22 protein-coding genes and 1 pseudogene are annotated in these 19,613 nt (G+C 72.9%); 11 read left to right on the forward strand and 12 right to left on the reverse strand.

Features of this window, described 5'->3' with window-relative positions:
- A pseudogene (locus tag AC1DUQ_RS04100) lies at nt 1–220 on the forward strand (hypothetical protein); the annotation flags it as partial.
- On the opposite strand, the gene AC1DUQ_RS04105 reads toward AC1DUQ_RS04100, so the two are convergent.
- On the reverse strand, nt 217–1,503 hold the full coding sequence (locus AC1DUQ_RS04105) for an alpha/beta fold hydrolase (RefSeq protein WP_477059689.1): 1,287 nt from the start codon (nt 1,501–1,503) through the stop codon (nt 217–219). The pseudogene AC1DUQ_RS04100 and the gene AC1DUQ_RS04105 sit on opposite strands and share 4 nt — an antisense overlap.
- Nucleotides 1,504–1,606: 103 nt before the next feature.
- Between AC1DUQ_RS04105 and AC1DUQ_RS04110 the strand changes: the two genes are divergently transcribed.
- Both AC1DUQ_RS04110 and AC1DUQ_RS04115 read left to right on the forward strand, forming a co-directional pair.
- The gene (locus AC1DUQ_RS04110; protein WP_477059688.1) at nt 1,607–2,986 is read left to right on the forward strand and encodes an MFS transporter; all 1,380 of its coding nucleotides are present in this window, start codon (nt 1,607–1,609) and stop codon (nt 2,984–2,986) included.
- A gap of 29 nt (nt 2,987–3,015) precedes the next feature.
- A complete protein-coding gene (locus AC1DUQ_RS04115) occupies nt 3,016–3,198 on the forward strand; it encodes an antitoxin (protein ID WP_056085984.1) in 183 nt (60 codons plus the stop codon).
- 34 nt (nt 3,199–3,232) lie between these two features.
- On the opposite strand, the gene AC1DUQ_RS04120 is transcribed toward AC1DUQ_RS04115, so the two are convergent.
- Nucleotides 3,233–3,862, reverse strand: coding sequence for a hypothetical protein (locus AC1DUQ_RS04120; protein ID WP_477059687.1), 630 nt, complete (start codon nt 3,860–3,862; stop codon nt 3,233–3,235).
- 120 nt (nt 3,863–3,982) lie between these two features.
- Between AC1DUQ_RS04120 and AC1DUQ_RS04125 the strand changes: the two genes are divergently transcribed.
- Complete coding sequence (locus AC1DUQ_RS04125) at nt 3,983–4,423, forward strand: nitroreductase family deazaflavin-dependent oxidoreductase (RefSeq protein WP_477059686.1); 441 nt, start codon at nt 3,983–3,985, stop codon at nt 4,421–4,423.
- Here the strand turns inward: AC1DUQ_RS04125 and AC1DUQ_RS04130 are convergent.
- Genes AC1DUQ_RS04130 through AC1DUQ_RS04145 form a run of 4 tightly spaced genes read right to left on the reverse strand, consistent with a single transcriptional unit; the run spans nt 4,420 to nt 7,609 of the window.
- On the reverse strand, nt 4,420–5,922 hold the full coding sequence (locus AC1DUQ_RS04130) for an amino acid permease (RefSeq protein WP_477059685.1): 1,503 nt from the start codon (nt 5,920–5,922) through the stop codon (nt 4,420–4,422). The genes AC1DUQ_RS04125 and AC1DUQ_RS04130 overlap by 4 nt on opposite strands.
- Before the next feature lie 60 nt (nt 5,923–5,982).
- Nucleotides 5,983–6,720: an MIP/aquaporin family protein gene (locus AC1DUQ_RS04135; RefSeq protein ID WP_477059684.1), complete on the reverse strand. Its 738-nt coding sequence runs from the start codon at nt 6,718–6,720 to the stop codon at nt 5,983–5,985.
- Between the two features lie 34 nt (nt 6,721–6,754).
- Complete coding sequence (locus AC1DUQ_RS04140) at nt 6,755–7,180, reverse strand: ribosomal maturation YjgA family protein (RefSeq protein ID WP_477073427.1); 426 nt, start codon at nt 7,178–7,180, stop codon at nt 6,755–6,757.
- Between the two features lie 36 nt (nt 7,181–7,216).
- Nucleotides 7,217–7,609, reverse strand: coding sequence for a MerR family transcriptional regulator (locus AC1DUQ_RS04145; RefSeq protein WP_477059682.1), 393 nt, complete (start codon nt 7,607–7,609; stop codon nt 7,217–7,219).
- Between the two features lie 110 nt (nt 7,610–7,719).
- Between AC1DUQ_RS04145 and AC1DUQ_RS04150 the strand changes: the two genes are divergently transcribed.
- On the forward strand, nt 7,720–8,409 hold the full coding sequence (locus tag AC1DUQ_RS04150; RefSeq protein WP_477059681.1) for an HNH endonuclease family protein: 690 nt from the start codon (nt 7,720–7,722) through the stop codon (nt 8,407–8,409).
- Nucleotides 8,406–9,617: an alanine racemase gene (locus AC1DUQ_RS04155; protein ID WP_477059680.1), complete on the forward strand. Its 1,212-nt coding sequence runs from the start codon at nt 8,406–8,408 to the stop codon at nt 9,615–9,617. Before AC1DUQ_RS04150 ends, AC1DUQ_RS04155 begins: the two co-directional genes overlap by 4 nt.
- Before the next feature lie 12 nt (nt 9,618–9,629).
- On the opposite strand, the gene AC1DUQ_RS04160 is transcribed toward AC1DUQ_RS04155, so the two are convergent.
- On the reverse strand, nt 9,630–10,019 hold the full coding sequence (locus tag AC1DUQ_RS04160; protein ID WP_477059679.1) for a RidA family protein: 390 nt from the start codon (nt 10,017–10,019) through the stop codon (nt 9,630–9,632).
- Between the two features lie 42 nt (nt 10,020–10,061).
- Nucleotides 10,062–11,591, reverse strand: a complete 1,530-nt coding sequence (locus AC1DUQ_RS04165; RefSeq protein ID WP_477059678.1) for an N-acyl-D-amino-acid deacylase family protein — start codon at nt 11,589–11,591, stop codon at nt 10,062–10,064.
- 41 nt (nt 11,592–11,632) lie between these two features.
- Between AC1DUQ_RS04165 and AC1DUQ_RS04170 the strand changes: the two genes are divergently transcribed.
- From AC1DUQ_RS04170 to AC1DUQ_RS04180, 3 genes are read left to right on the forward strand one after another with little or no spacing between them, the layout of a single operon-like run.
- Nucleotides 11,633–12,079 carry a MarR family winged helix-turn-helix transcriptional regulator gene (locus AC1DUQ_RS04170; protein ID WP_477059677.1) on the forward strand — a complete coding sequence of 149 codons (447 nt, stop codon included), beginning with the start codon at nt 11,633–11,635 and terminating at the stop codon, nt 12,077–12,079.
- On the forward strand, nt 12,076–12,324 hold the full coding sequence (locus AC1DUQ_RS04175; RefSeq protein WP_477059676.1) for a zinc ribbon domain-containing protein: 249 nt from the start codon (nt 12,076–12,078) through the stop codon (nt 12,322–12,324). Before AC1DUQ_RS04170 ends, AC1DUQ_RS04175 begins: the two co-directional genes overlap by 4 nt.
- A complete protein-coding gene (locus AC1DUQ_RS04180; RefSeq protein WP_477073428.1) occupies nt 12,321–12,866 on the forward strand; it encodes a GNAT family N-acetyltransferase in 546 nt (181 codons plus the stop codon). The genes AC1DUQ_RS04175 and AC1DUQ_RS04180 overlap by 4 nt, the downstream gene beginning before the upstream one ends.
- On the opposite strand, the gene AC1DUQ_RS04185 is transcribed toward AC1DUQ_RS04180, so the two are convergent.
- The 3 genes from AC1DUQ_RS04185 to AC1DUQ_RS04195 are packed head-to-tail and all read right to left on the reverse strand — an operon-like array spanning nt 12,863 to nt 15,655.
- Nucleotides 12,863–13,588 (reverse strand): M50 family metallopeptidase, encoded by a 726-nt coding sequence (locus AC1DUQ_RS04185; RefSeq protein WP_477059674.1) that lies wholly within the window; start codon nt 13,586–13,588, stop codon nt 12,863–12,865. The genes AC1DUQ_RS04180 and AC1DUQ_RS04185 overlap by 4 nt on opposite strands.
- 51 nt (nt 13,589–13,639) lie before the next feature.
- Complete coding sequence (locus AC1DUQ_RS04190) at nt 13,640–14,344, reverse strand: LmeA family phospholipid-binding protein (protein WP_477059673.1); 705 nt, start codon at nt 14,342–14,344, stop codon at nt 13,640–13,642.
- A 36-nt stretch (nt 14,345–14,380) separates the two neighbouring features.
- Nucleotides 14,381–15,655: a GmrSD restriction endonuclease domain-containing protein gene (locus AC1DUQ_RS04195; RefSeq protein ID WP_477059672.1), complete on the reverse strand. Its 1,275-nt coding sequence runs from the start codon at nt 15,653–15,655 to the stop codon at nt 14,381–14,383.
- Nucleotides 15,656–15,777: 122 nt separating this feature from the next.
- On the opposite strand from AC1DUQ_RS04195, the gene AC1DUQ_RS04200 reads away from it, so the two are divergent.
- On the forward strand, nt 15,778–17,142 hold the full coding sequence (locus AC1DUQ_RS04200) for a multidrug effflux MFS transporter (protein WP_477073429.1): 1,365 nt from the start codon (nt 15,778–15,780) through the stop codon (nt 17,140–17,142).
- Nucleotides 17,143–17,245: 103 nt separating this feature from the next.
- Entirely contained in the window at nt 17,246–17,662 is a 417-nt protein-coding gene (locus tag AC1DUQ_RS04205) for a hypothetical protein (RefSeq protein ID WP_056086017.1), read from the forward strand.
- Nucleotides 17,663–17,735: 73 nt separating this feature from the next.
- On the opposite strand, the gene AC1DUQ_RS04210 is transcribed toward AC1DUQ_RS04205, so the two are convergent.
- Nucleotides 17,736–19,613, reverse strand: a 1,878-nt coding sequence (locus AC1DUQ_RS04210) for an SbcC/MukB-like Walker B domain-containing protein (protein ID WP_477073430.1), incomplete at its 5' end; no start/stop codon positions are given.

Consider the following 19,613-nt stretch of genomic DNA (forward strand, 5'->3'; position numbering starts at 1 on the left):
GCTCCGCGCCGAGCTCGTCGGCCGCAACGTGCTGCCGGGTCGGTGGACGTTCCAGGTGGTCGAGGCCTACGACGAGCAGTACTACCGGGTGTTCGAGGCCGCGGAGCGGCGCGTCCGCGACGAGCTCCTGGCCGGTCGCCGGCACGTGTACGAGGCGCGGCTCAAGGAGGAGAACCGCACCCACGGCCGCCCCGGCCACGAGGCACGTCCGCAGGCCTAGCGGCCCGTCACGCGCGCCTTCCCCGCGGCGAGGTCGAACAGTCGCGGCAGGATCTCGTCGCCGGCTGCGCGCAGCCCGTCGTGCAGGTGCTCGTTGGTGATCCAGACGTCCAGGTGCCCGACGTCCGTGGCCAGCGCGAGGTCCAGGTCCACGTAGGGGTCGTCGTAGTACTGCACGGCCGCCACCGGCACCTCGTTCGACGCCAGCCGGCCCAGGTCGTAGAGCGCAGGCCACGACGTCCGGGCGGCGAGCTCCTCGGCGGCCCCGCGGAACGGGCGCAGCGCGCGGTGCTGGGAGTACATCCAGGGGAAGATGACCTCGCCAGTGAGCTGCAGCGGGCGGGCGGCCGCGGCGAACGACGGCCACCGGTCGTGCTCGGCCTGCGCCGCCCAGCCGGGCTCCCGGTCGCCCTGGTGGTAGATGACCTCCTGCAGCACCGCGTAGAGCGGCCCGCCGTCGAACCCGGTCTGGTCGGCCACCGCCGCGAGGAACCCGTCGGAGAGACCGCCGTCGGCGCGGAGCGCGGTGTCCAGCAGCCAGTGCACCTCGTCGATCCCGGTGCTCATGCCGAGCGGCATGCCCAGCTGCTGCAGGCGCTCGGGCGTGAACGGGTCGCCGTTCGGGAGCACCGCGTCGCGCTCGCCGAGCAGGTCCGCGATCCGCCCCAGCACCGGCACGTCCGCCGGGTGCAGGCGCGCGAGCTCGCGGTTGCGCGCCGCCTGCCGACGGTACGTGTGCGCGTAGACCTCCTCCGCGGTGGCCGTCGCCGGCGGGAGCCCGCCGGTCACGAAGCAGCGGGTGAGCGCGCCGGGGTGCCGCGACAGGTAGGTGAGCGTGAGGAACCCGCCGTACGACTGCCCGAGGGTGGCCCACTGCCGGCCCTCGTAGACCGTCCGGCGCAGGTGCTCGGCGTCCTCGACGATGGCGTCCCCGCGGAAGCACGCGAGGTAGTCCCCGGCCTGCGCGGCGTCGTCGAACCCGCCGATCACCCGCCCGTCCACCGGCGACGAGCGCCCGGTCCCCCGCTGGTCCAGCAGGATCACGCGGTACCTCTCGAGCGCCTTCGCGATCCAGCCGCCGCCGAGCGGCCGCGGACCCTGACCGCCGGGCCCGCCCTGCAGGAACAGGAGCAGCGGCAGGTCGTCGGACGCCTGCTCCGGGTCCACCAGCTCGCGGGCGAACACCTCGATCGACCCGAAGCGCTCCGGTGCGGACCAGTCGACCGGCACCTCCACCCGGTGGTCGCGGACGGTGAACCCGGTCATCGCGTACTGGTGCGTCACACCGCCAGCCTAGGGTCGAGCCAGAACCACCACCGAGGAGGTACCCCTGAGCAGCACCGGCGTCGGCTTCCGCTCCGACCGCGGCCCGATCCTCGTCGCCATCATGGTGACCACCGGCCTGGTCGCCATCGACGCGACGATCCTGGCCACCGCGGTGCCGACGATCGTCGCGGACCTCGGTGGCTTCACCAGCTTCCCGTGGTTGTTCTCCGTCTACCTGCTCACCCAGGCCGTGAGCGTCCCGATCTACTCCAAGCTGGCGGACACCATCGGCCGCAAGCCGGTGGTCCTGCTCGGCATCGGCCTGTTCCTGCTCGGCTCGATCCTCTGCGGGTTCGCGTGGAGCATGCCCGCCCTCATCGCGTTCCGTGCCCTGCAGGGTCTGGGCGCCGGCGCGGTGCAGCCGATGGCCATCACGATCGCGGGCGACATCTACACGGTCGCCGAGCGGGCCAAGGCACAGGGCTACATCGCGAGCGTGTGGGGCGTCTCGTCGGTGGTCGGTCCCACGCTCGGCGGGCTGTTCTCCGAGTTCCTGTCCTGGAACTGGATCTTCTTCGTCAACATCCCGCTGTGCCTCGCCGCCGCGTGGCTGCTGGTCCGGTACTTCCACGAGACGGTCGAGCGCACCCGGCACCGGATCGACTGGGCGGGCGGCGTGCTGCTCACCACCGGGATGAGCCTGCTGATCCTGGCGCTGCTCGAGGGCGGGAACGCGTGGGAGTGGCTCTCCGTGCCGAGCGTCGGGGCGTTCGCCGTCGGCGCCCTGCTGCTCGTCGCGTTCGTCCGCGTGGAGCAGCGGGCGGAGGAGCCGGTGCTGCCCCTGTGGGTGTTCTCGAGGCGGCTGCTGCGGGCCTCGGCGCTGGTCGGGGTGGGCGTCGGGATCATCCTCATCGGCCTCACCTCGTACGTGCCGACGTTCCTGGAGGCGCTGCTCGGCGTCTCGCCGCTGACGTCGGGGCTCACGCTCGCGGCGCTGACCATCGGCTGGCCCATCGCGGCGTCGCAGTCGGGCCGGCTCTTCCTGCGGCTCGGGTTCCGCACCACGATGCTCATCGGGTCCGCAGTGGTGGTGCTGGGCACCGCGGGGCTCGTGCTCGCCTCGCTGCACCCCTCGGTCTGGGCCGTCGGCCTCGCGTGCTTCGTGTCCGGCGTCGGGCTCGGGCTCGTCGCGTCCCCTAGCCTCATTGCCGCGCAGTCCAGCGTCGGCTGGGGCGACCGGGGGGTGGTCACGGGGGCCAACCTGTTCGCGCGGTCCATGGGCAGCGCGGTGGGCGTCGCGGCGCTCGGAGCGCTGGTCAACGCACTGATGAACGGTGAGACCCCCGCGCAGGACCCGGCGCAGTTCGGCGACGCCGTCACGCTCGCGTTCGGCGCCGTCACGCTGGTCGCGCTGGCCACGGTCGCGGCCGCGGCCGCCATGCCCCGGACCACCGTCGAGCACGGCTCGTCGGGCGCTCCCGCGGTCGAGGTCACAGACTGAGACGCGTCACGAGACGAAGGGACAGCGCCATGGGTATCGAGGATCTGGTCGGCAAGGCGAAGGACGCGCTCAGCGGGCACGAGGAGCAGGCCAAGGACGCGCTCGACAAGGCCGGCGAGGCCGTCAAGGCGCGGACCAACGACAGCCAGGACAGCACGGTCGACAGCGTCGTCGAGAAGGCCAAGGACTACCTGGACGAGCAGAAGAAGTGACGACGACGCCCCCCGACCGGGGGCGTCGCACTCGTCAGTCCTGCTGCAGGCAGAGGTACGTGCCGGCGTCGTCGCCGTCGAGGTAGATGTCCTCGGGGCACTTCTCGATGTCGTCGACCAGGGAGACGGCCTTGTACTCGTGCGCGTCCTCGCACGCGACCAGCAGGGCGGTGTCCTCGTCGTCGATGTGCCAGCACGAGCCGGCGGTGGCGGACAGGCTCTCCTGCCCGAAGAACGAGGCGGCGGCGGTGACGCCCGACCCCACCACGAGCACCAGCCCGACGATCGCGACGATCCTGGCGGTCCCTCGCAGCGACGGGGCCCCCTCCTTGCGCGCGGACCGGTACGCCGTGAACGCCCGGACGAGGGAGATGACGCCGACGATCATGCCGCCGTACCAGTAGATCCCGCTGGTCGAGTTCGACGTGACGATCGTGGAGATCGCGCCGGCCAGGAAGAAGCCGATGCCGACCCAGAACGAGGTGACGGCCTGCTTGTAGTGCCGCGTCCCCTCGGTGGTCTCCCCCGCGAGCGTGACGTCGTCCTCGACCCACAGGAGCCAGCCGGGCGGCGGGGCGGGCAGCGACGGGTCCGGCGTCCAACCCGGCTCGGGCGTGAACCCCTCAGGAGGTGCCGGCCAGTTCGGCGGCGGGTTGAACTTCACAGCTGGGGCTCCATTCTCCGTGAGCGCCGAGCGCGCCCTGTGACGCCCTCATCGGTTGCCCGGGACAGGCACTTGAGCCTCCAGGGAATGCGCGTGCCCGGCACGAGGGTTCCGGTTCACATGCCTCTCACTGGTGAGTACGCCCCCAGCACCTCCGCATGGGCCCGCAAGCAGGCCGAGACCTTCGAGCGCTCCGGCGGCCAGAAGGCCAACACGCTGCACGGCAAGCCGGTCATCGTGCTCACGTCCGTGGGTGCCACGAGCGGCAAGCTGCGCAAGACGGCCCTCATGCGTGTCGAGCACGAGGGCCGGTACGCGGTCGTCGCATCGAAGGGCGGGACCCCCGAGAACCCTGCCTGGTACCGCAACCTGGTCGAGCACCCGCACGTCGAGCTCCAGGACGGCGCGGTGAAGAAGGACTACCTCGCGCGTGAGACGAGCGGCGCCGAGCGCGACGAGTGGTGGGCGCGCGCCAACGAGGTCTGGCCGTCGTACGACAGCTATCAGACGAAGACGGACCGGCTCATCCCGGTGTTCGTGCTGGAGCCGATCGAGGACTAGAGCTTCGCGCCCGTACGCGAGTCGAAGTGCGGGTTCGCGGCGATCGAGTGCCGGTACGAGTACGCGAAGTAGATGACCACCCCCACCGCCAACCAGGCGAGGAACCGCAGCCAGGTCAGGGTGGTCAGGTTCACCATCAGCCACAGGCACGCCACCCCGGCGACGATCGGCAGCGCCGGCGACCAGGGCACCCGGAACCCGCGCGTGAGGTCCGGGCGCCGCTTGCGCAGGACGGGGATGCCGAAGCTGACCAGCACGAACGCCGACAGCGTCCCGATGTTGATCATCTCCTCGAGCAGCTCCACCTCGGACAGCCCCGCGATGATCGCGACCACGATGCCGACGCCGATCTGCAGCCGGACCGGGGTGCCGTACTTGGGGGAGGTCCGCGACGCACCGCGGGGCAGCAGCCCGTCGCGGCTCATGGCGAACACGATCCGGGTGAGGCCAAGCAGGAGCACCATGAGCACCGACGTGAGGCCCACCAGGATCCCCACGGAGATGACGCGGCCCGCCCAGTCGGCGCCGACCAGGACGAACGCGGTGGTCAGCGACGGGGTGTCGGCCGCCGCGAGCTCGGTGTAGGAGACCATCCCGGTCACCACCACCGTCACCAGGATGTAGAGCACGGTCACGATCGCCAGACCGCCGAGGATGCCGCGCGGGACCGTCCGCTGCGGGTTCTTGGTCTCCTCGGCGGTGGTCGCGACGACGTCGAAGCCGATGAACGCGAAGAACACCAGCGCCGCGCCGGACAGGATGCCGATCACGCCGTACGCGGTGGGCTCGAGGCCGAACAGGAACGCGAACACCGGCTGCTCGAGCGAGGTGCGCTCCGGCGCAGGCTGCGACGGCGGCACGAACGGCGAGTAGTTGGCCGTGTTCACGTAGAAGAACCCGACGACGATGACGAAGATCGTGATCGCGACCTTGATGATGGTGAACACGCTGTTGACGCGGGTGCTGAGCTTGGTGCCGAGGGCCAGCAGCGCCGTGAAGATCCCGACGATGACGACCGGCCCCCAGTCCACGTCCACAGGGCCGACCTGCAACGTGGTCGGGATGTCGACGCCGAACAGGCTGAACGCGTCCGCCAGGTAGACGCCCCAGAACTTCGCGATCACCGCCGAGCCCAGCAGCATCTCGAGGATGAGGTCCCACCCGATGATCCAGGCGACGAACTCCCCCATCGACGCGTAGGAGAACGTGTAGGCGGACCCGGCCACCGGCAGCGTCGAGGCGAACTCGGCGTAGCACATGATGGCCAGCCCGCACACGATCGAGGCGATGATGAACGACAGGATCACGGCCGGCCCGGCGTAGTTCGCCGCCGCTGTCGCACCCACCGAGAAGATGCCCGCGCCGACGGCCACCGCGACACCCAGGACGATCAGGTCCCACGTGGTCAGCGTCCGGCGCAGCGCCCGCTCGGGATCGAGCGACTCCTCCATGGAGTCCTCGACCGACTTGCGTCGGAAGATGCTGGTGTCCACGGCCATGTCCGATCACCCCCGGGGACGAGCATGCCGGTACACAGCAGGTTTCGTCTTGCGCTGGCGTCAACCGAGCAGGAGGTACCAGCCGCCGACGCCGATGATGCCGCCCAGCAGAGGGGCCGCCACGGGCACCCAGGAGTACCCCCAGTCGGACGGGCCCTTGTGCTTCAGCGGCAGGAAGGCGTGCACGAGGCGGGGCCCGAGGTCACGCGCGGGGTTGAGCGCCGGACCGGTGGGACCGCCGAGGCCGGCGACGAGGCCCCACACCAGGAACCCGAGCGCGAGGTGGGCGACGGCGGGCTCGTTCACCGCGAGCGGTGAGTGCACGATGGCCAGCGCGCACGAGAAGAGCACGACCGATCCCAGGAGCTCCGACAGGAACCCGTTGAGCCGCGAGTGCACCGCGTTGACCGTGGAGAACGTCGCCAGGATGTCCGCAGGGTCGGTCGTCATGTCGTAGTACGGCTTGTGCGTGACCACGATGGCGATCTGGCCGGCCATCGCACCGAGCATCTGCGCGACGATGTACGGCGCCACCTCGCTCCACGGGAACAGCCCCCACACGGCCAGCCCGAGCGTGAAGGCGGGGTTGATCTGGTTGCCGCTGATCCCGCCGAACATCATCGCGGGGATCATCACGCCGAACCCGTAGCCCATCGCGATCAGCGACCATCCGCCGCGGTACCCCTTGGAGCCCTTGAGGTGCACGTTCGCGACCGTGCCGTTGCCCAGGATGATGAGGATCGCGGTGCCGATGAACTCGCAGGTCAGCCGGACGGCCAGGCTGTACGACGGATCCATCGGCGCTCCACTGTTCGATCCGGCTCAGGCTGGGTCAGCCTGGCACAACCGACAGCCGCCGGACGAACGCCCCGAGCGCTGCACCGACCGCGTACGCGACGAGGTCGAGGGCGGCGAAGGTGGTCCCGAGCACGTAGCGGGCGGCGGGCACGGCGTCGACCGCTGCGGCGGGGATCCCGGTGAGCTGTGCGAGCTCCACCAGCGAGCAGAGCCCGAAGGCTGCGGCCGCGACGATCCCCGCTCTCGCTCGGGGGGCGACGACGACGAGGAGCGCGTAGACGAACGCGGCGTAGAGGGCGTCGCCGACGGGATCGGCGAGCGGGTGGTCGAGCCGGGACACGAGGAGCCCGAGCGCGACGAGCCCGGCGGCCGCGAGCGCGGCGAGCGGCCGCACCCTCTCGCGTGAGGGGTTCGTTCCTCTGAGCGGAACGAGGTCTCCACGCGAGCGGTTGTCGGTCACGTGAGCGACCGTACGTGCCGCACTGCGGAGGTGATGTCAGGCGTTCGTGCAGGTCCTGCGCTCGTACAGGCCGATCTTGAGCTCGATCGCCTCCAGGTGCGTGGCCACCTCGGCCAGCTGCTGCCGGACGCGGTCGCGGTGCGCGACCAGCAGCTGGAGCCGCTCGGCCTCGTTGCCGTCGCCCGCCCGGACCAGGTCGGCGTACTGGCGGACCTCCCGGATCGGCATGCCGGTGGAACGCAGGCGCGTGATCATCCGGATCCAGCCGAGGTCGTCGTCCGAGTACCGGCGATGGCCCGACGACGCCCGGTCGACCGCGTCGAGCAGCAGCCCGTCACGCTCGTAGTAGCGCAGCGTGTGGGTGGTCAGGCCGGTGGCCTCGGCCGCCTCGGCGATGCTCAGGGTCACCCGGTCCGTCACGACGCTCATGGCGTCGATGGTGCGCCTTCGAGTGCACTCGAAGTCAAGCGAGCCGCCCCCAGCCCCGGCGGTCCACAAGAGAGGCCCTGCGTGCGGCACGCGATGCCCACCCTGGCACGGTGACCTCCTGGCAGCGCCCCGGCCCGTGGCTCGTCGGCCTCGTCGTCTGCGTCGCGATCGGAGCCGGCGCACCCGCCTGGTCCCAGGCCCGGGTCGCCGCCCGGTACGCGGTGACCGCCGACGACCTCGCCGCCGGCCACGCGGCGCTCGACGCCCTCCCCGTCCGCGGCAGGGCACCGAGCACCGGGTACGCCCGGGAACGGTTCGGCCAGGCGTGGGCCGACGTGGACCGCAACGGCTGCGACACCCGGAACGACATCCTGCGGCGGGACCTCCTGGACACCGTGGTCGAGCACTGCGTGGTCCTCAGCGGCACGCTCGACGACCCCTACACCGGCGTGCCGGTCCCGTTCGCTCGCGGACCCGACTCGGCGGCCGTCCAGATCGATCACGTCGTCGCGCTCTCGCACGCGTGGCAGACCGGCGCGCAGGAGTGGTCGCCGGCCGAGCGCGAGGCGTTCGCCAACGACCCCGCCAACCTCCTCGCCGTCGACGGTCCCGCCAACCAGGAGAAGGGCGCCGGCGACGCGGCGACCTGGCTCCCGCCCAACCGCGGGTACCGCTGCGTCTACGCGCTGCGGCAGGTGCGCGTGAAGGCGGCGTACGGGTTGTGGGTCACCGCCCCGGAACGTGAGGCGCTGGACCGGGAGCTCGGACGGTGCGTCGTCGGTACGGTGAAGCCACCATGACGCTGCGCCTGCCTCCCCTGCTGCTCGGCCCCACGACCAAGGGCGTCTGGGCGCCGACCCCCGTGACCCGGTCGGAGTTCGTCGCCGCGGGTCACACGCTCACCGACGGCTCGCTGACCTGGCCCGCGATGACCCTGGACGCCGACGCCCTGGCGCACAACGTCGCGCAGCTCGCGGCGTTCACCGCCGAGCACGGCCTCGTCTTCGCACCGCACGGCAAGACGACGATGTCGCCCGAGCTGTTCGCCGCGCAGCTGGACGCCGGGGCCTGGGGCATCACCGTGGCCACCGGGAACCAGCTGCTCGCCGCGTACTCGTTCGGTGTGCGTCGGCTGCTGGTGGCCAACGAGGTGCTCGACCCGACCGTCCTGCGCTGGATCGCCACGGCCGCCGACGCCGAGATCCTCCTGTGCGTCGACTCCGTCGAGGCGGTGGACGCCGCTGCCGCCGCGGTGGGTGACGGCCACCTGCGCGTGCTGGTGGAGGTCGGCTTCGACGGCGGTCGGACCGGCGTGCGCACCGGCGACCAGGCTCTCGCGGTGGCGCAGCGCGCGGCGGGGGTCCCGGGGATCGAGCTCGTCGGGGTCAGCGCCTACGAGGGCGGCCTCGGCGACGTCGACGCAGCGCGGGCGTTCCTCACCGACGTCCGCGCGGTGGCGGAGATGCTCGTCCGTGCGGGACTCCTCGGTGAGCACGTGGCGCTCTCCGCCGGCGGGTCCGCCTACTTCGACGTCGTCGCGGAGGTGCTCGGCGGGTCGGAGATCGCCGGCGTCCCGAGCGTGACGATCGTGCGGTCGGGCTCCTACGTGACGCACGACCACGGGACCTATGTGGCGTCGACGCCGTTCACCCGCATCGCCGGCGACCTGCACCCGGCGCTGCGGGTCTGGGCGCAGGTGTCGTCGACCCCCGAGCCCGGGCTCGCGCTGGTCGGCGCCGGCAAGCGCGACGTCCCGTACGACGCCGGCCTCCCGGTCCCGCTGCGCCGGCACCGGCCCTCCGGGGACCCGGTCGACATCGAGGGCTGGACCGTCACGCGCACCAACGACCAGCACGCCTACCTGGAGGGCTCCGGCACCGAGCTGCGCGTGGGCGACCTGATCGAGCTCGGCATCTCGCACCCGTGCACGGCGTTCGACAAGTGGCGGGTGATCCCGGTGCTCGACGCCGACCTCCGCGTGGTCGACGTCGTCACCACCTGGTTCTAGCGGTGGGCGGACCTAGTCGTCGTCGGACGTCAGCCGGCCGGCGATCACGTCGATCTCGACCTTGATCCCCGCCAGCTGCGAGCCCACCGTCGTGCGCGCCGGCTTCGGGTACGGGAAGAACTCGCCGTAGGCCTCGTCGAACTCCGCGAAGTCCGCGAGGTCGGCCAGGTGGACGGTCGTCTTCAGCACGTCACCGAGGTCGAGCCCGGCCGCGACCAGCGTCGCCTCGACGTTCCGGAGCACCTGCCGCGTCTGCTCGGCGACCGACGCGGGGATCTCGCCGGTGACCGGGTGCTGCGGCCCGAAGCCCGCGGTCCACACGAGGTTGCCCAGCCGGATCCCCTGCGAGTAGTTGCCCGCCGGCTGCGGCGCGTCGGGGGTGCTGATCTTCTCGCGGGTCATCGCACTGCCTCTCGGTGGTGAGCGCTACGGGCACAGTCTTCCTCAGCGGACCGCGCGACCGGGGAGGGCGCCGGTGAGGCGCGCGTCGCGCAGGGTCGGGACGCCGTCGACGAGGACCGCCTGCACCCCCGACGCCAGCCTGCGGGGCTCGTCGTACGTGGCCCGGTCGGTGACCGTCGCCGGGTCGAGGAGCACGACGTCGGCCCGCGCGCCCGGCTGCAGGGTCCCGCGGTCGTCGAGGCCGAACCGCCGTGCGGCCGTCGTGGACAGGTGCGTCGCGGCGGTGGGCCAGTCCCAGTCACCCAGCTCACGCACGTGCCGGCCGAGGAAGCGAGCGAACGTGCCCCAGCCGCGCGGGTGGGGGTGGCCGCCCTGGTAGATGCCGTCGGACCCGGCGCAGTGCGCGGGATGCCGGAGCAGGGCGCGCATGGACTCGTCGGAGTTCGTCGGCGGCTGGGCGAACACGCAGCCCACCTGCAGGTTCGTCGTGACCAGCAGGTGCAGGACGGCGTCGGCGGGGGTCATGCCGAGACGGCTCGCCGCCTCCAGCAGCGACAGCCCCTCCGCCCAGGGCATGCCCGGCACCCACGCCAGCGTCACCCGCGGCCAGACGTCGTCGTGCGCGGGAAGCCGGTCGCGGACCGCGGGGTCGGCCAGGAGAGCGAGCGTGCGGTCGGCGTCGGCGAGCGGCAGCCAGTCCGGGAGTGCGACGAGGGCGAGGATCGACGCACCGCGCAGGTACGGGTACGCGTCGAAGGTGAGGTCGACGCCCTCGGCCAAGGCGTCGTCGACGAGCGGGCCGAGGCGCTCGGCGGGCCCGTGGTAGTGCGACACGTGCGTGCCGACGCCGGTGGCGCGGGCCAGGTCGAGCAGCTCCGCGAGCGCCGCGGGGGCCTTGTCCTCGTACCCGCGCATGTGCGACACGTGCGGCCGACCCCGCCTAGCCAGCACCTCGCACAGGGCGAGCAGCTCCCCGCGGTCCGCGGACGACGCGGGCGCGTACTCGAGCCCGGTCGACATCCCGCGGGCGCCGTCGTCGAGCCCTTGCTCCAGCAGGCGGGCCATCGCCGCGACCTCGTCGGGCCGGGCAGGTCGGTCGTCCGCCCCCAGCACCGCGTACCGGAGCGTCCCGTGCGGGACCAGGTAGGCGGTGTGCACCGTGGTGGCGCGGTCGTAGGTCGCCAGCAGGTCCGCGACCGTCCCGCCGCGGAACGTCGGGTGCGTGCCGTTGATGGCGGCGAAGTACCGCTCCGCGTACTCGGTGGCCCCCGACCCCGGCGGTGAGGGCGCGAACGAGACGCCGTCCTGGCCGAGCACCACCGTGGTCACTCCCTGGTGGGTCAGCGCCGCCTGCACGTCGGGGTCGAGCACCCCGGCATCCGCGTGCGCGTGGGCGTCGACGAACCCCGGCAGGACGACCAGCCCGCCCGCGTCGAGGACGTCCGCACCGTCGACCGGCAGGTCCGGACCGATCTCCGTGATCCGGTCGCCGACCACCCGCAGGTCGGCGCGGACCAGCTCGTCACGGGCCAGCAGGCCGCCGCGCACCAGGATCACCCGACGATCATCCATCGGGATTGACGATGAATCGTGTCAGGAGCAGCGTGGCGCCCATGACCTCCCCCGAGCCCACGGACGACCCGCAGGCCTTCGCGCGCGCGTTCGAGGAGGCGTTCCAGCAGGCCTACCTGCGGTTCCACCGTCGCGACGGCAAACGGTCGCAGATGTCGGGGGCGTCGCGGGCGGTCCTGCTGCACCTCGCGCACGCCGGACCGCTCACCGTCGGCGAGGCCGCCAAGCACCTCGACCGCGCGCAGTCCGTGGTGAGCGACATCGTCACCCAGCTGGAGTCCAAGGACCTGCTGGCGCGCGAGCCCGATCCCCACGACCGGCGTCGCACGCTCGTCTGGCTGACCCCGGCCGGCTTCGACGCCCTGGACCGCGACCGCCAGGTCCTGTCCACCGAGCTGATCGCGCGCGCGGCCGCGACCCTGTCCGCCGAGGACCGCACGGCCCTCGTCGGCATCCTGCACGCCCTCAACGAAGGAGCACGACCATGACGACGCACGACCTGCACTGCGACAGCTGCGGCATGCCCATCGAGTCCGGCCAGTACTGCGCGTACTGCACCGACGCGGACGGGAACCTGCAGGCATTCGACGAGCGCTTCGAGCGCATGGTCGGCTGGCAGTCGCGGCAGCACCCGTCGGCCCCCCGCGAGCAGCTGGAGACCGAGACGCTCACGTACATGGCGACCATGCCCGCGTGGAAGGACCACCCCCGCGTCGTCGGTCGCACGGCATGACCGAGGTCCTCCCCCTGACGCCGGACCGCTGGCCGGCGCTGGAGGAGCTGCTGGACCACGGCGGTCCCGCGGCGCGGTGCTGGTGCATGGCGTGGCGGATCGGGCCGGAGTACCGGCGTCGGACCGCCGAGCAGAACCGCGACGACCTGCACGCGGTCGTGGCGGGCGGTCCGCCGCCGGGGCTCCTCGCGTTCCGGGACGGTGTCGCGGTCGGCTGGTGCCAGATCACCCCGCGCGACACCGTCCCGGCGATCGACCGCCAGTGGYGGCTGCGGCGCGTCGACGACGTACCGGTCTGGGCGATCACGTGCTTCTACGTGCGCAAGGGCCATCGTCGCGCCAGGGTCACGTCCGACCTGATCGCCGGGGCGGTCCAGCTCGCCCGGTCCGCCGGCGCGCCCGCGGTCGAGGCCTACCCGCTCGACGGGTCGGTCTCCCCCAGCGCGACGAGCACGGGCTACGCGACGACGTTCGCCGCGGCGGGGTTCGTCGAGGTGGCGCGACGGTCGCCGGAGCGGCCGATCATGCGGCGCACGCTCTAGACCTGCAGGCCGATCAACCAGATCGCGCCGAGGGCGAGGGCGGCCAGGCAGACGAGCAGCAGGATGCCCACCCAGAGGGAGCCGGGGGTGTGCGTCAGCCGGCCCAGCAGGCCCGCGTCGGAGGTGTCGGCCACCCCGCGCCGCCGCGCCCTCCGGCGCTCCGACTGCATCTCCAGCACCGCGCGCGGGGCACCGAGCAGCAGGAACCAGGTCATCGCGTACGCCGCGACGCTCTGCACGGTCGCCGAGCCCCACACCGTCACGCCGACCAGCAGCGCGCCGGTCACCAGCACGGACCACAGGCCGTACCAGTTGCGGATCTGCACGAGCACGAGGACCAGCACCACGAGCAGGATCCAGAGCAGCGCGACCGCGTACCCGCGCGACAGCAGCCACGCCGCGCCGACGCCGAGCACTGCCGGGCCGAGGTACCCCGCGGCGACCGTCGCCACCATGCCCGGACCTCGCGGCTTGCCCACCGACACCGTCAGGCCGGAGGTGTCGGAGTGCACCCGGATGCCCGAGAGGCGGCGGCCGACGAGCACCGCGACGCCGGCGTGCGCCGCCTCGTGCACGATCGTCAGCCCGTGCCGGGCGACGTGCCACGCCGTCGGCACGAGCAGGACGAGCAGAACCCCCGCCGCGGTGAGGAGCACCACGGTGCTCGACGGCACCGGTTGGGGCGTCGTGATGTCCTGCCAGGCGTCGCCGAGCCAGTCCACGGGGGTCCTTCGTCCGTCGTCGACCACCCAGCCGGGCGGGCAGGACGGACCCTACCGAGCGGGAGGCGCCTCGGTGGGCAGGACGACGTCCGTGCCGTTCGCGGTGATGCGCACACCGTCGGCGACCACGGTCGCGTCGGAGAGGACGAGGACCTCCGGGAGTCCGCTCACGGGGATCTCGATGTCGGTCAGGCGGTTGCCGATCGCCCGCGGCAGGTCGTCCACCGACACGGTCAGCCCCGCGATCTGCACGTTCTCGACGGTCACCAGCAGCCGCCCGTCCTCGACCCGCGGCACCAGGTTCGCCGCCAGCTCCAGCCCGAGCACCGTGCCCGAGGCAGTCAACGCCTGACCGTCGACCGCGACCGCGATGTCCAGCTGCGAGCGGTCCGCGACGATCTGCTCGATCGACGCCGTCGGCAGCGTCGCAGCGATCGTCGCGGTGCCCAGGGTGTACGGCTCGGAGGTGGTCACGTCCTGCGCGTCGATCGTCACGTCAGTGGCGTCGATGCCCTCGAGCGTGACCCCGTCGACCGCGCCCGTGACCTCGTCCACCGAGCCGGCCAGGAGCTGGGTGAGGAACGGGAACCCGCCGATGTCGACCGTCGGGGTACCCACGACGTCGAGGTTCTGCTCGATCGCCTCGGACACCCGCCGCTCCGCCGTCGAGTGCGTCACCCGGTCCGCCACCAGCACACCGGCGGCAAGCACCACGACGACGACGATCCCCCCGGCCACCGCTCCGCGCACGCTCACGGCTTCACGCTAGGGGGCACCGGCCCGCTCCGCTGGTCAGGGACGCTTCTCGCAGCCGATACCGTCGCCGTCCCCGTCGAGCTTGGGCGCGTACCCGGGGTCGCCGGCGAGCACGGGCGCGGCCCCCGCCGCCCAGGCCTCGGTGCAGTTGGCGAACGGTCCCGAGATCGCGGCGGGCGGTGCTGGTGCCGGGAGGTCTGGTGCTGCGGGCGCTGCGTCCGGGGCGGCCGCGACGGGGGGTGCCTCAGCGGTGAGCGACGGCACAGGCGACGCCGGCGGCAGCGGCTCCGCCGGGCACGTCGACAGCACGCGAATCATCGCGTCCTGCTCCGCCTGCGTCACCCAGAGCCCGTACGCGTGCTTCACGGCCACCTGCCGGGCCACGTACGCGCACCGGAACGCGGTGTTCGGCGGTAGCCAGGTGGCGGTGTCGCCGTCGCCCTTCTGCTGGTTCAGCCCTCCGTCGACGGCGAGCAGGTTCAGGGGGTCGTTGGCGAACGCCTCGCGGGTCGGCGCATCCCACTGCTGGGCGCCCTTCTGCCAGGAGTCCGACAGGGCGACGACGTGGTCGATCTGCACCGCCGTCGACGTCCCCTGGCCGCGCACGAACGCGATCGCCGCAGCGGAGTAGGGGTCCCGGAGGGTGCCCGACGCCACGACGCAGCCGTTCGTCCCGGGCTTGAGCAGCTGGTCGACCAGGTCCCTGCGCAGGACGTCGTTGCGGGTGTCGCAGCCGTTGCGGTCGACGTCCTTCCACGCCTGGCCGTACAGGTCCCGGGAGTAGCCGGTCTTCGGGGCGCGGCCCTTGACCGCGAGCAGCGCCGCGGTGCCGAGCGCGGTCCCGGGCGGCGCGGCGGCAGGCTCGGCCTCGGGAGCCGGCTCGAGCTCGGGCGGCGTCGTGGCCCGCTCCTCGGCGGTCGGCTCGGGGCTCACGCTCGCGTCGGCCGTGGGGCTGGGTCCTGCGGCGGTCGGCGAGGGTGTCGACGCGGCCACGGGAGGGGTGGGGGCCGGAGCCGCCACTGCGGAGACGACGACGAGCACGGCGAACGAGCCCGCGAGCAGCGCGGCGGACACCCCGCGACGCATCGGCCCCAGCCACGAGCGCCGGCGCACCACGGCGTACAGCGCCGTCACGCCGATGTACAGCGCCGCGAACATCAGCGCGCCCGACCAGCCGGACGTCAGGCCGAGGAGCATCACGGCGACCAGACCGACGACGCCGGCGTTCGTCGCCGCGCGCCCCCGAGTCCGCGTCGTCGCGGCGGGCGGGACGTCGACTCGTGCAGGCGCGTCGTCTCGCGGTCCCGTCACTCCCTGATCATCGGCACGACGACGCTTCGACGTGACGGTCCGTGGTGCACGCCACCCGATGCCCCGTCCCACGGAGTGGACATGCCGGGAAGATGATTGCGGTCCGCAACCTTGGGTCAGTCATGGCCCGGATCCCCGCGACGCGCGTGAGCGTCGGCTTCGTCCTCCTGCTGTCGGCGCTCACCGCGATCGGCCCTCTCACCTTCGACACCTATCTCGCCGCGTTCCCGCAGATCGCCGACGACCTGAACTCCCCCGCCGCGGCCGTCCAGCTGACGATCGCGGCCTCGCTGGCAGGGCTCGCCCTGGGGCAGCTGCTGTTCGGGTCGATCTCCGACGCGTTCGGTCGCCGCCGGCCTCTGCTCGGTGCGCTCACCGTGTACGTGCTGGCGTCCCTCGGCCTCGCCCTCGTGGAGAACATCACCGCGTTCACCGCGCTCCGGTTCGTGCAGGGCTTCACCGCCGCCGCCGGCATGGTCCTGTCGCTGGCGATCGTCCGCGACCGGTTCGAGGGCCTCGCGGTGTCGAAGGTGATGGCGCGCCTCATGCTCGTCGTCGGCGTCGCCCCGATCCTGGCGCCCACCATCGGTGCGCAGCTGCTGCTGTTCGGGACCTGGCGGCTGATCTTCGTGTTCCTCGCTGCCACCGGCGCGATCCTGCTGGTCACGGCGTGGTTCACGCTCCGCGAGTCGCTGCCCGCCGAGCTGCGCCGCACGRGCGGCACCGGGGCGGCGCTGCGCACCTACCGCGACCTGCTCACCGACCTGCCGTTCCTCGGGCTCGCGCTCATGTCCGCGTTCTACCTGTCGGCCATGTTCACCTACGTCGCGTCGTCGACGTTCGTGTTCCAGGACGGCTACGGCCTCTCGCCGCAGGAGTTCGGGTGGGTCTTCGCGGCCGGTGCGGTCGCGATCACCGCCGGGTCGCAGGTGAACGGCGCGCTCGTCGGTCGGTTCCGCCCGGAGCAGATCCTGTCCGGTGCCGTGGCCGCCGGCCTGGTGCTCAGCCTCTCGCTCTTCGCCGCGACGCTGCTCGGCGCTCCCTTCTGGCCCGTCACCGTCCTGCTCGTGCTCACGCTCGGCACCGCCGGGTTCGTCCTGCCCTCGGCACCGGCGATCGCGCTGGCGTCGAACCCGCACCGGGCCGGGTCGGCCGCGGCGCTGCTCGGTGCTCTGCAGTTCGGGCTCGGCGCGGTCATTGCGCCCCTCACGAGCCTCGGCGGGGAGCCGACCGCCGTGACGATGGGTGCCGTGATGGCCGGGGTCATCGTCGTGGCGGCCGTGCTGCTCGTCGCCGTGCGGCGGTCCTGGGCGCGCGGTCCGGTCGAGGAGGCCGAGGGCGTCGTCGCTGCTGCGGAGCTCACGGACGCGGAGCTGGCCTTCGCGACGAGCATCCGCGGCGCCGAGCGCGACCACGTGTCCGCGACGAAGGCGCGTGCGTTCGCCGCCCCCGCGGACGAGCCGGACGCGGTGCCCTCTCCCGGCTGAGCCGGCGGCGTCACCACATCGCAACCTCGTACGTCCAGAAAGGTGTGGCGCAGGTCACATCGGCGACCTAGCCTGGACGTACGCGCACGATGAAGGACGCACGATGAGCTGGGTGATTCTCGCCGCAGTCTTCTTCCTTCCGGCGCTCGTCTTCGGGGCGATCTGGCAGCTGTTCCCGTCGCCCGACGAGCCGCCGCGATGGCGGACGTTCCTGGCCACCCGGCTGGAGCGCCTCGCTGCACGTCTGCGTCCACCTCGGCCCCCGACGTACGACCCGTTCATGACGTTGCGGGTGCAGGAGCGGCTGGGGGTCGTCGCCGACCACGTGCGCTCCCTGGAGCTCGATCCGCACACGTTCGCGCGCGCCGAGCGGATCATCGCGTCCCAGCTGGCCTACGACCAGCTGCTGATGGAGGCGTGCCAGCTGGCGGGCGTCGAGGTCCAGCCGGCGGCCAAGGGTGACCCGGCCGAGCGGTTCCGCGAGGAGGTCGAGCTCGCCTCCCGCGGCTGGGCCTGGTGACGATCGCCCGACGTCGCGTCCGGTAGGTCGAGCCCGCTCGTCGGTATCGACCGGCGCACGCATGCACCACTCCTCAGCCCGCGCGCACCACCAAGGTGCTCGGCCCCTCGGCGGTCGGGCGGATCTCGATGCGGTCGGCGATCGACTGCTTCAACGCCTCCACGTGGGACACGACCCCCACCACCCGTCCACCCGCGCGCAGACGCCCGAGCTCGGCGAGTACCGCGTCGAGCGTGTGCGGGTCGAGCGATCCGAAGCCCTCGTCGACGAACAGCGTGCCCAGGTCCATGCCACCGGCCTCGGCGGTCACGACGTCCGCCATGCCGAGCGCCAGGCAGAGCGACACGTAGAACGTCTCGCCGCCGGACAGGGTGCGCGGGTCACGCGGTTGCCCGGTGACGTGGTCGACCACGCGCATGGCCAGACCGGTGTTCCGCGCGCGCACGTCCTCCTTCTCGTCGCTGCGGACCAGCTCGTAGCGACCGTCGGACATGAGCAGCAGCCGCTCGTTCGCGGCCGCGACCACGTCCTCGAACCGGCGCACGAGGACGAACGTGGCCAGCGAGAGGCTGCGCGCGTTGTCACCCCCGCCGCCGCCGGTCAGGTCCGCCAGCYGGGACACGGGACCGGCGGCCTCGACCTCCCGGGCGAGCGTCTCGGCTGCCGTGAGCACATCGTCGGCCGCAGCGGTCGCCGCTGCGGCGCGCTCGGCGGCCACCCGGGCCTCCCCCGCGGCCTCCTCGGCGCGCGTCCGGGCGAGCGTCTCGGCGGAGCGCGTGCCGTCGACGTCGACCGACAGGTCCTCCGCCAGCTCCGCGATCGCAGGCTCGGCCAGACCAGCGGCCACCCGGTCCAGCGCGGACGCGTACGCGGTGACGATCCGGTCCAGCTCGGCGAGCACCTCGGCGTCGACGGCCGCGTCCCGGGCAGCACCGAGGGAGTCGAACCCGTGCTCGGCCAACCCCTGCGCCAGCTCGTCGTGGCGACGGTCGCGCTCGTCCTGCGCGGCCTCCTGCTCGGCCAGGGCGTCGAGGATCTCGATGGACGCGGCCGACCGTTCCAGCAGTTCCGCGTGCCGCGCGGCGACGGTCGGGTGATCCCCGCGTCCCGCGACGACCTCCGCCTCGGACGCGTCGAGGTCCAGCACCGTGACCTCGAGGACGGACCGGTCCCCGGTCAGGCGAGCGACGGCCGTGGCCCGTTCGGTCTCCCGGCCGTGCGTCTGCGCGTCGAACCCCTCGAGAGCGGGGGCGAGGCGGGCCACGTCCGACTCGGCCGTCCGGGCCTCGTCGAGCGCGGCGCGCGCCAGCGCCGTCAGCTGCTCGGCCTCCTCGGCGGTGACCTGCCCGACGCGGACGCGCAGGGAGTCCACCCGCTCGGTGAGCGCGCTGCACCGCTCGGCTGCCTCCCGGAGGGCGGCCTCTGCCCTCGCGCGGTCCGCCTCGGCGCGGTCGACCCGCTCGGCGGACACGTGGTCGACGTCGAGCACCGCCTTCGCGGGGTGGTCCGCCGACCCGCACACGGGGCAGGGGTCGCCGTCGTCGAGKCCTGCGGCGATCTCGCCCGCCAGGCCCGTGATGCGTGCGGCCCGCAGGTCGCGCTCGGTGTCCAGCGCCGCCGTCGCCACGGCCGCCGCGGTCGCACGTGCCTCGACGGCGGCCGCCAGTGACGTCTCCGTCACCGCCAGCTCCCGGTGCGCGACGACCAGCTCGGTCGCCGACGCGAGGGCAGCCTCGTGGTCGCCCCGCAGGGCCGCGCGGGTGCGCGCCGCCTCCAGCTCCGCCAGGAGGGTGGTGCGTGCGGCCGGCCGCGCCGCGAGCCACTCGTCGTCCGCGGCGATCGCCGCGACCAGGTCGTCGATCGCGTGGCGGGCGTCCCGGACCGCTCGGCGCCGCGCCTCCAGCCCTGCCTCGACGTCCACGAGCCGAGCGAGGGCGGCGGCCTCCTCGAC

The sequence above is a fragment of the Cellulomonas sp. P4_B5_2 genome (assembly GCF_056402235.1).

Bases quoted from the DNA above. Each gene is read 5' to 3' on its own strand.
- AC1DUQ_RS04110 (WP_477059688.1), top strand. From the start codon at position 1,607: ATGGTGACCACCGGCCTGGTCGCCATCGACGCGACGATCCTGGCCACC.
- AC1DUQ_RS04115 (WP_056085984.1), top strand. From the start codon at position 3,016: ATGGGTATCGAGGATCTGGTCGGCAAGGCGAAGGACGCGCTCAGCGGG.
- AC1DUQ_RS04125 (WP_477059686.1), top strand. From the start codon at position 3,983: ATGCCTCTCACTGGTGAGTACGCCCCCAGCACCTCCGCATGGGCCCGC.
- AC1DUQ_RS04130 (WP_477059685.1), bottom strand. From the start codon at position 5,922: ATGGCCGTGGACACCAGCATCTTCCGACGCAAGTCGGTCGAGGACTCC.
- AC1DUQ_RS04135 (WP_477059684.1), bottom strand. From the start codon at position 6,720: ATGGATCCGTCGTACAGCCTGGCCGTCCGGCTGACCTGCGAGTTCATC.
- AC1DUQ_RS04145 (WP_477059682.1), bottom strand. From the start codon at position 7,609: ATGAGCGTCGTGACGGACCGGGTGACCCTGAGCATCGCCGAGGCGGCC.
- AC1DUQ_RS04155 (WP_477059680.1), top strand. From the start codon at position 8,406: ATGACGCTGCGCCTGCCTCCCCTGCTGCTCGGCCCCACGACCAAGGGC.
- AC1DUQ_RS04160 (WP_477059679.1), bottom strand. From the start codon at position 10,019: ATGACCCGCGAGAAGATCAGCACCCCCGACGCGCCGCAGCCGGCGGGC.
- AC1DUQ_RS04165 (WP_477059678.1), bottom strand. From the start codon at position 11,591: ATGGATGATCGTCGGGTGATCCTGGTGCGCGGCGGCCTGCTGGCCCGT.
- AC1DUQ_RS04170 (WP_477059677.1), top strand. From the start codon at position 11,633: ATGACCTCCCCCGAGCCCACGGACGACCCGCAGGCCTTCGCGCGCGCG.
- AC1DUQ_RS04175 (WP_477059676.1), top strand. From the start codon at position 12,076: ATGACGACGCACGACCTGCACTGCGACAGCTGCGGCATGCCCATCGAG.
- AC1DUQ_RS04205 (WP_056086017.1), top strand. From the start codon at position 17,246: ATGAGCTGGGTGATTCTCGCCGCAGTCTTCTTCCTTCCGGCGCTCGTC.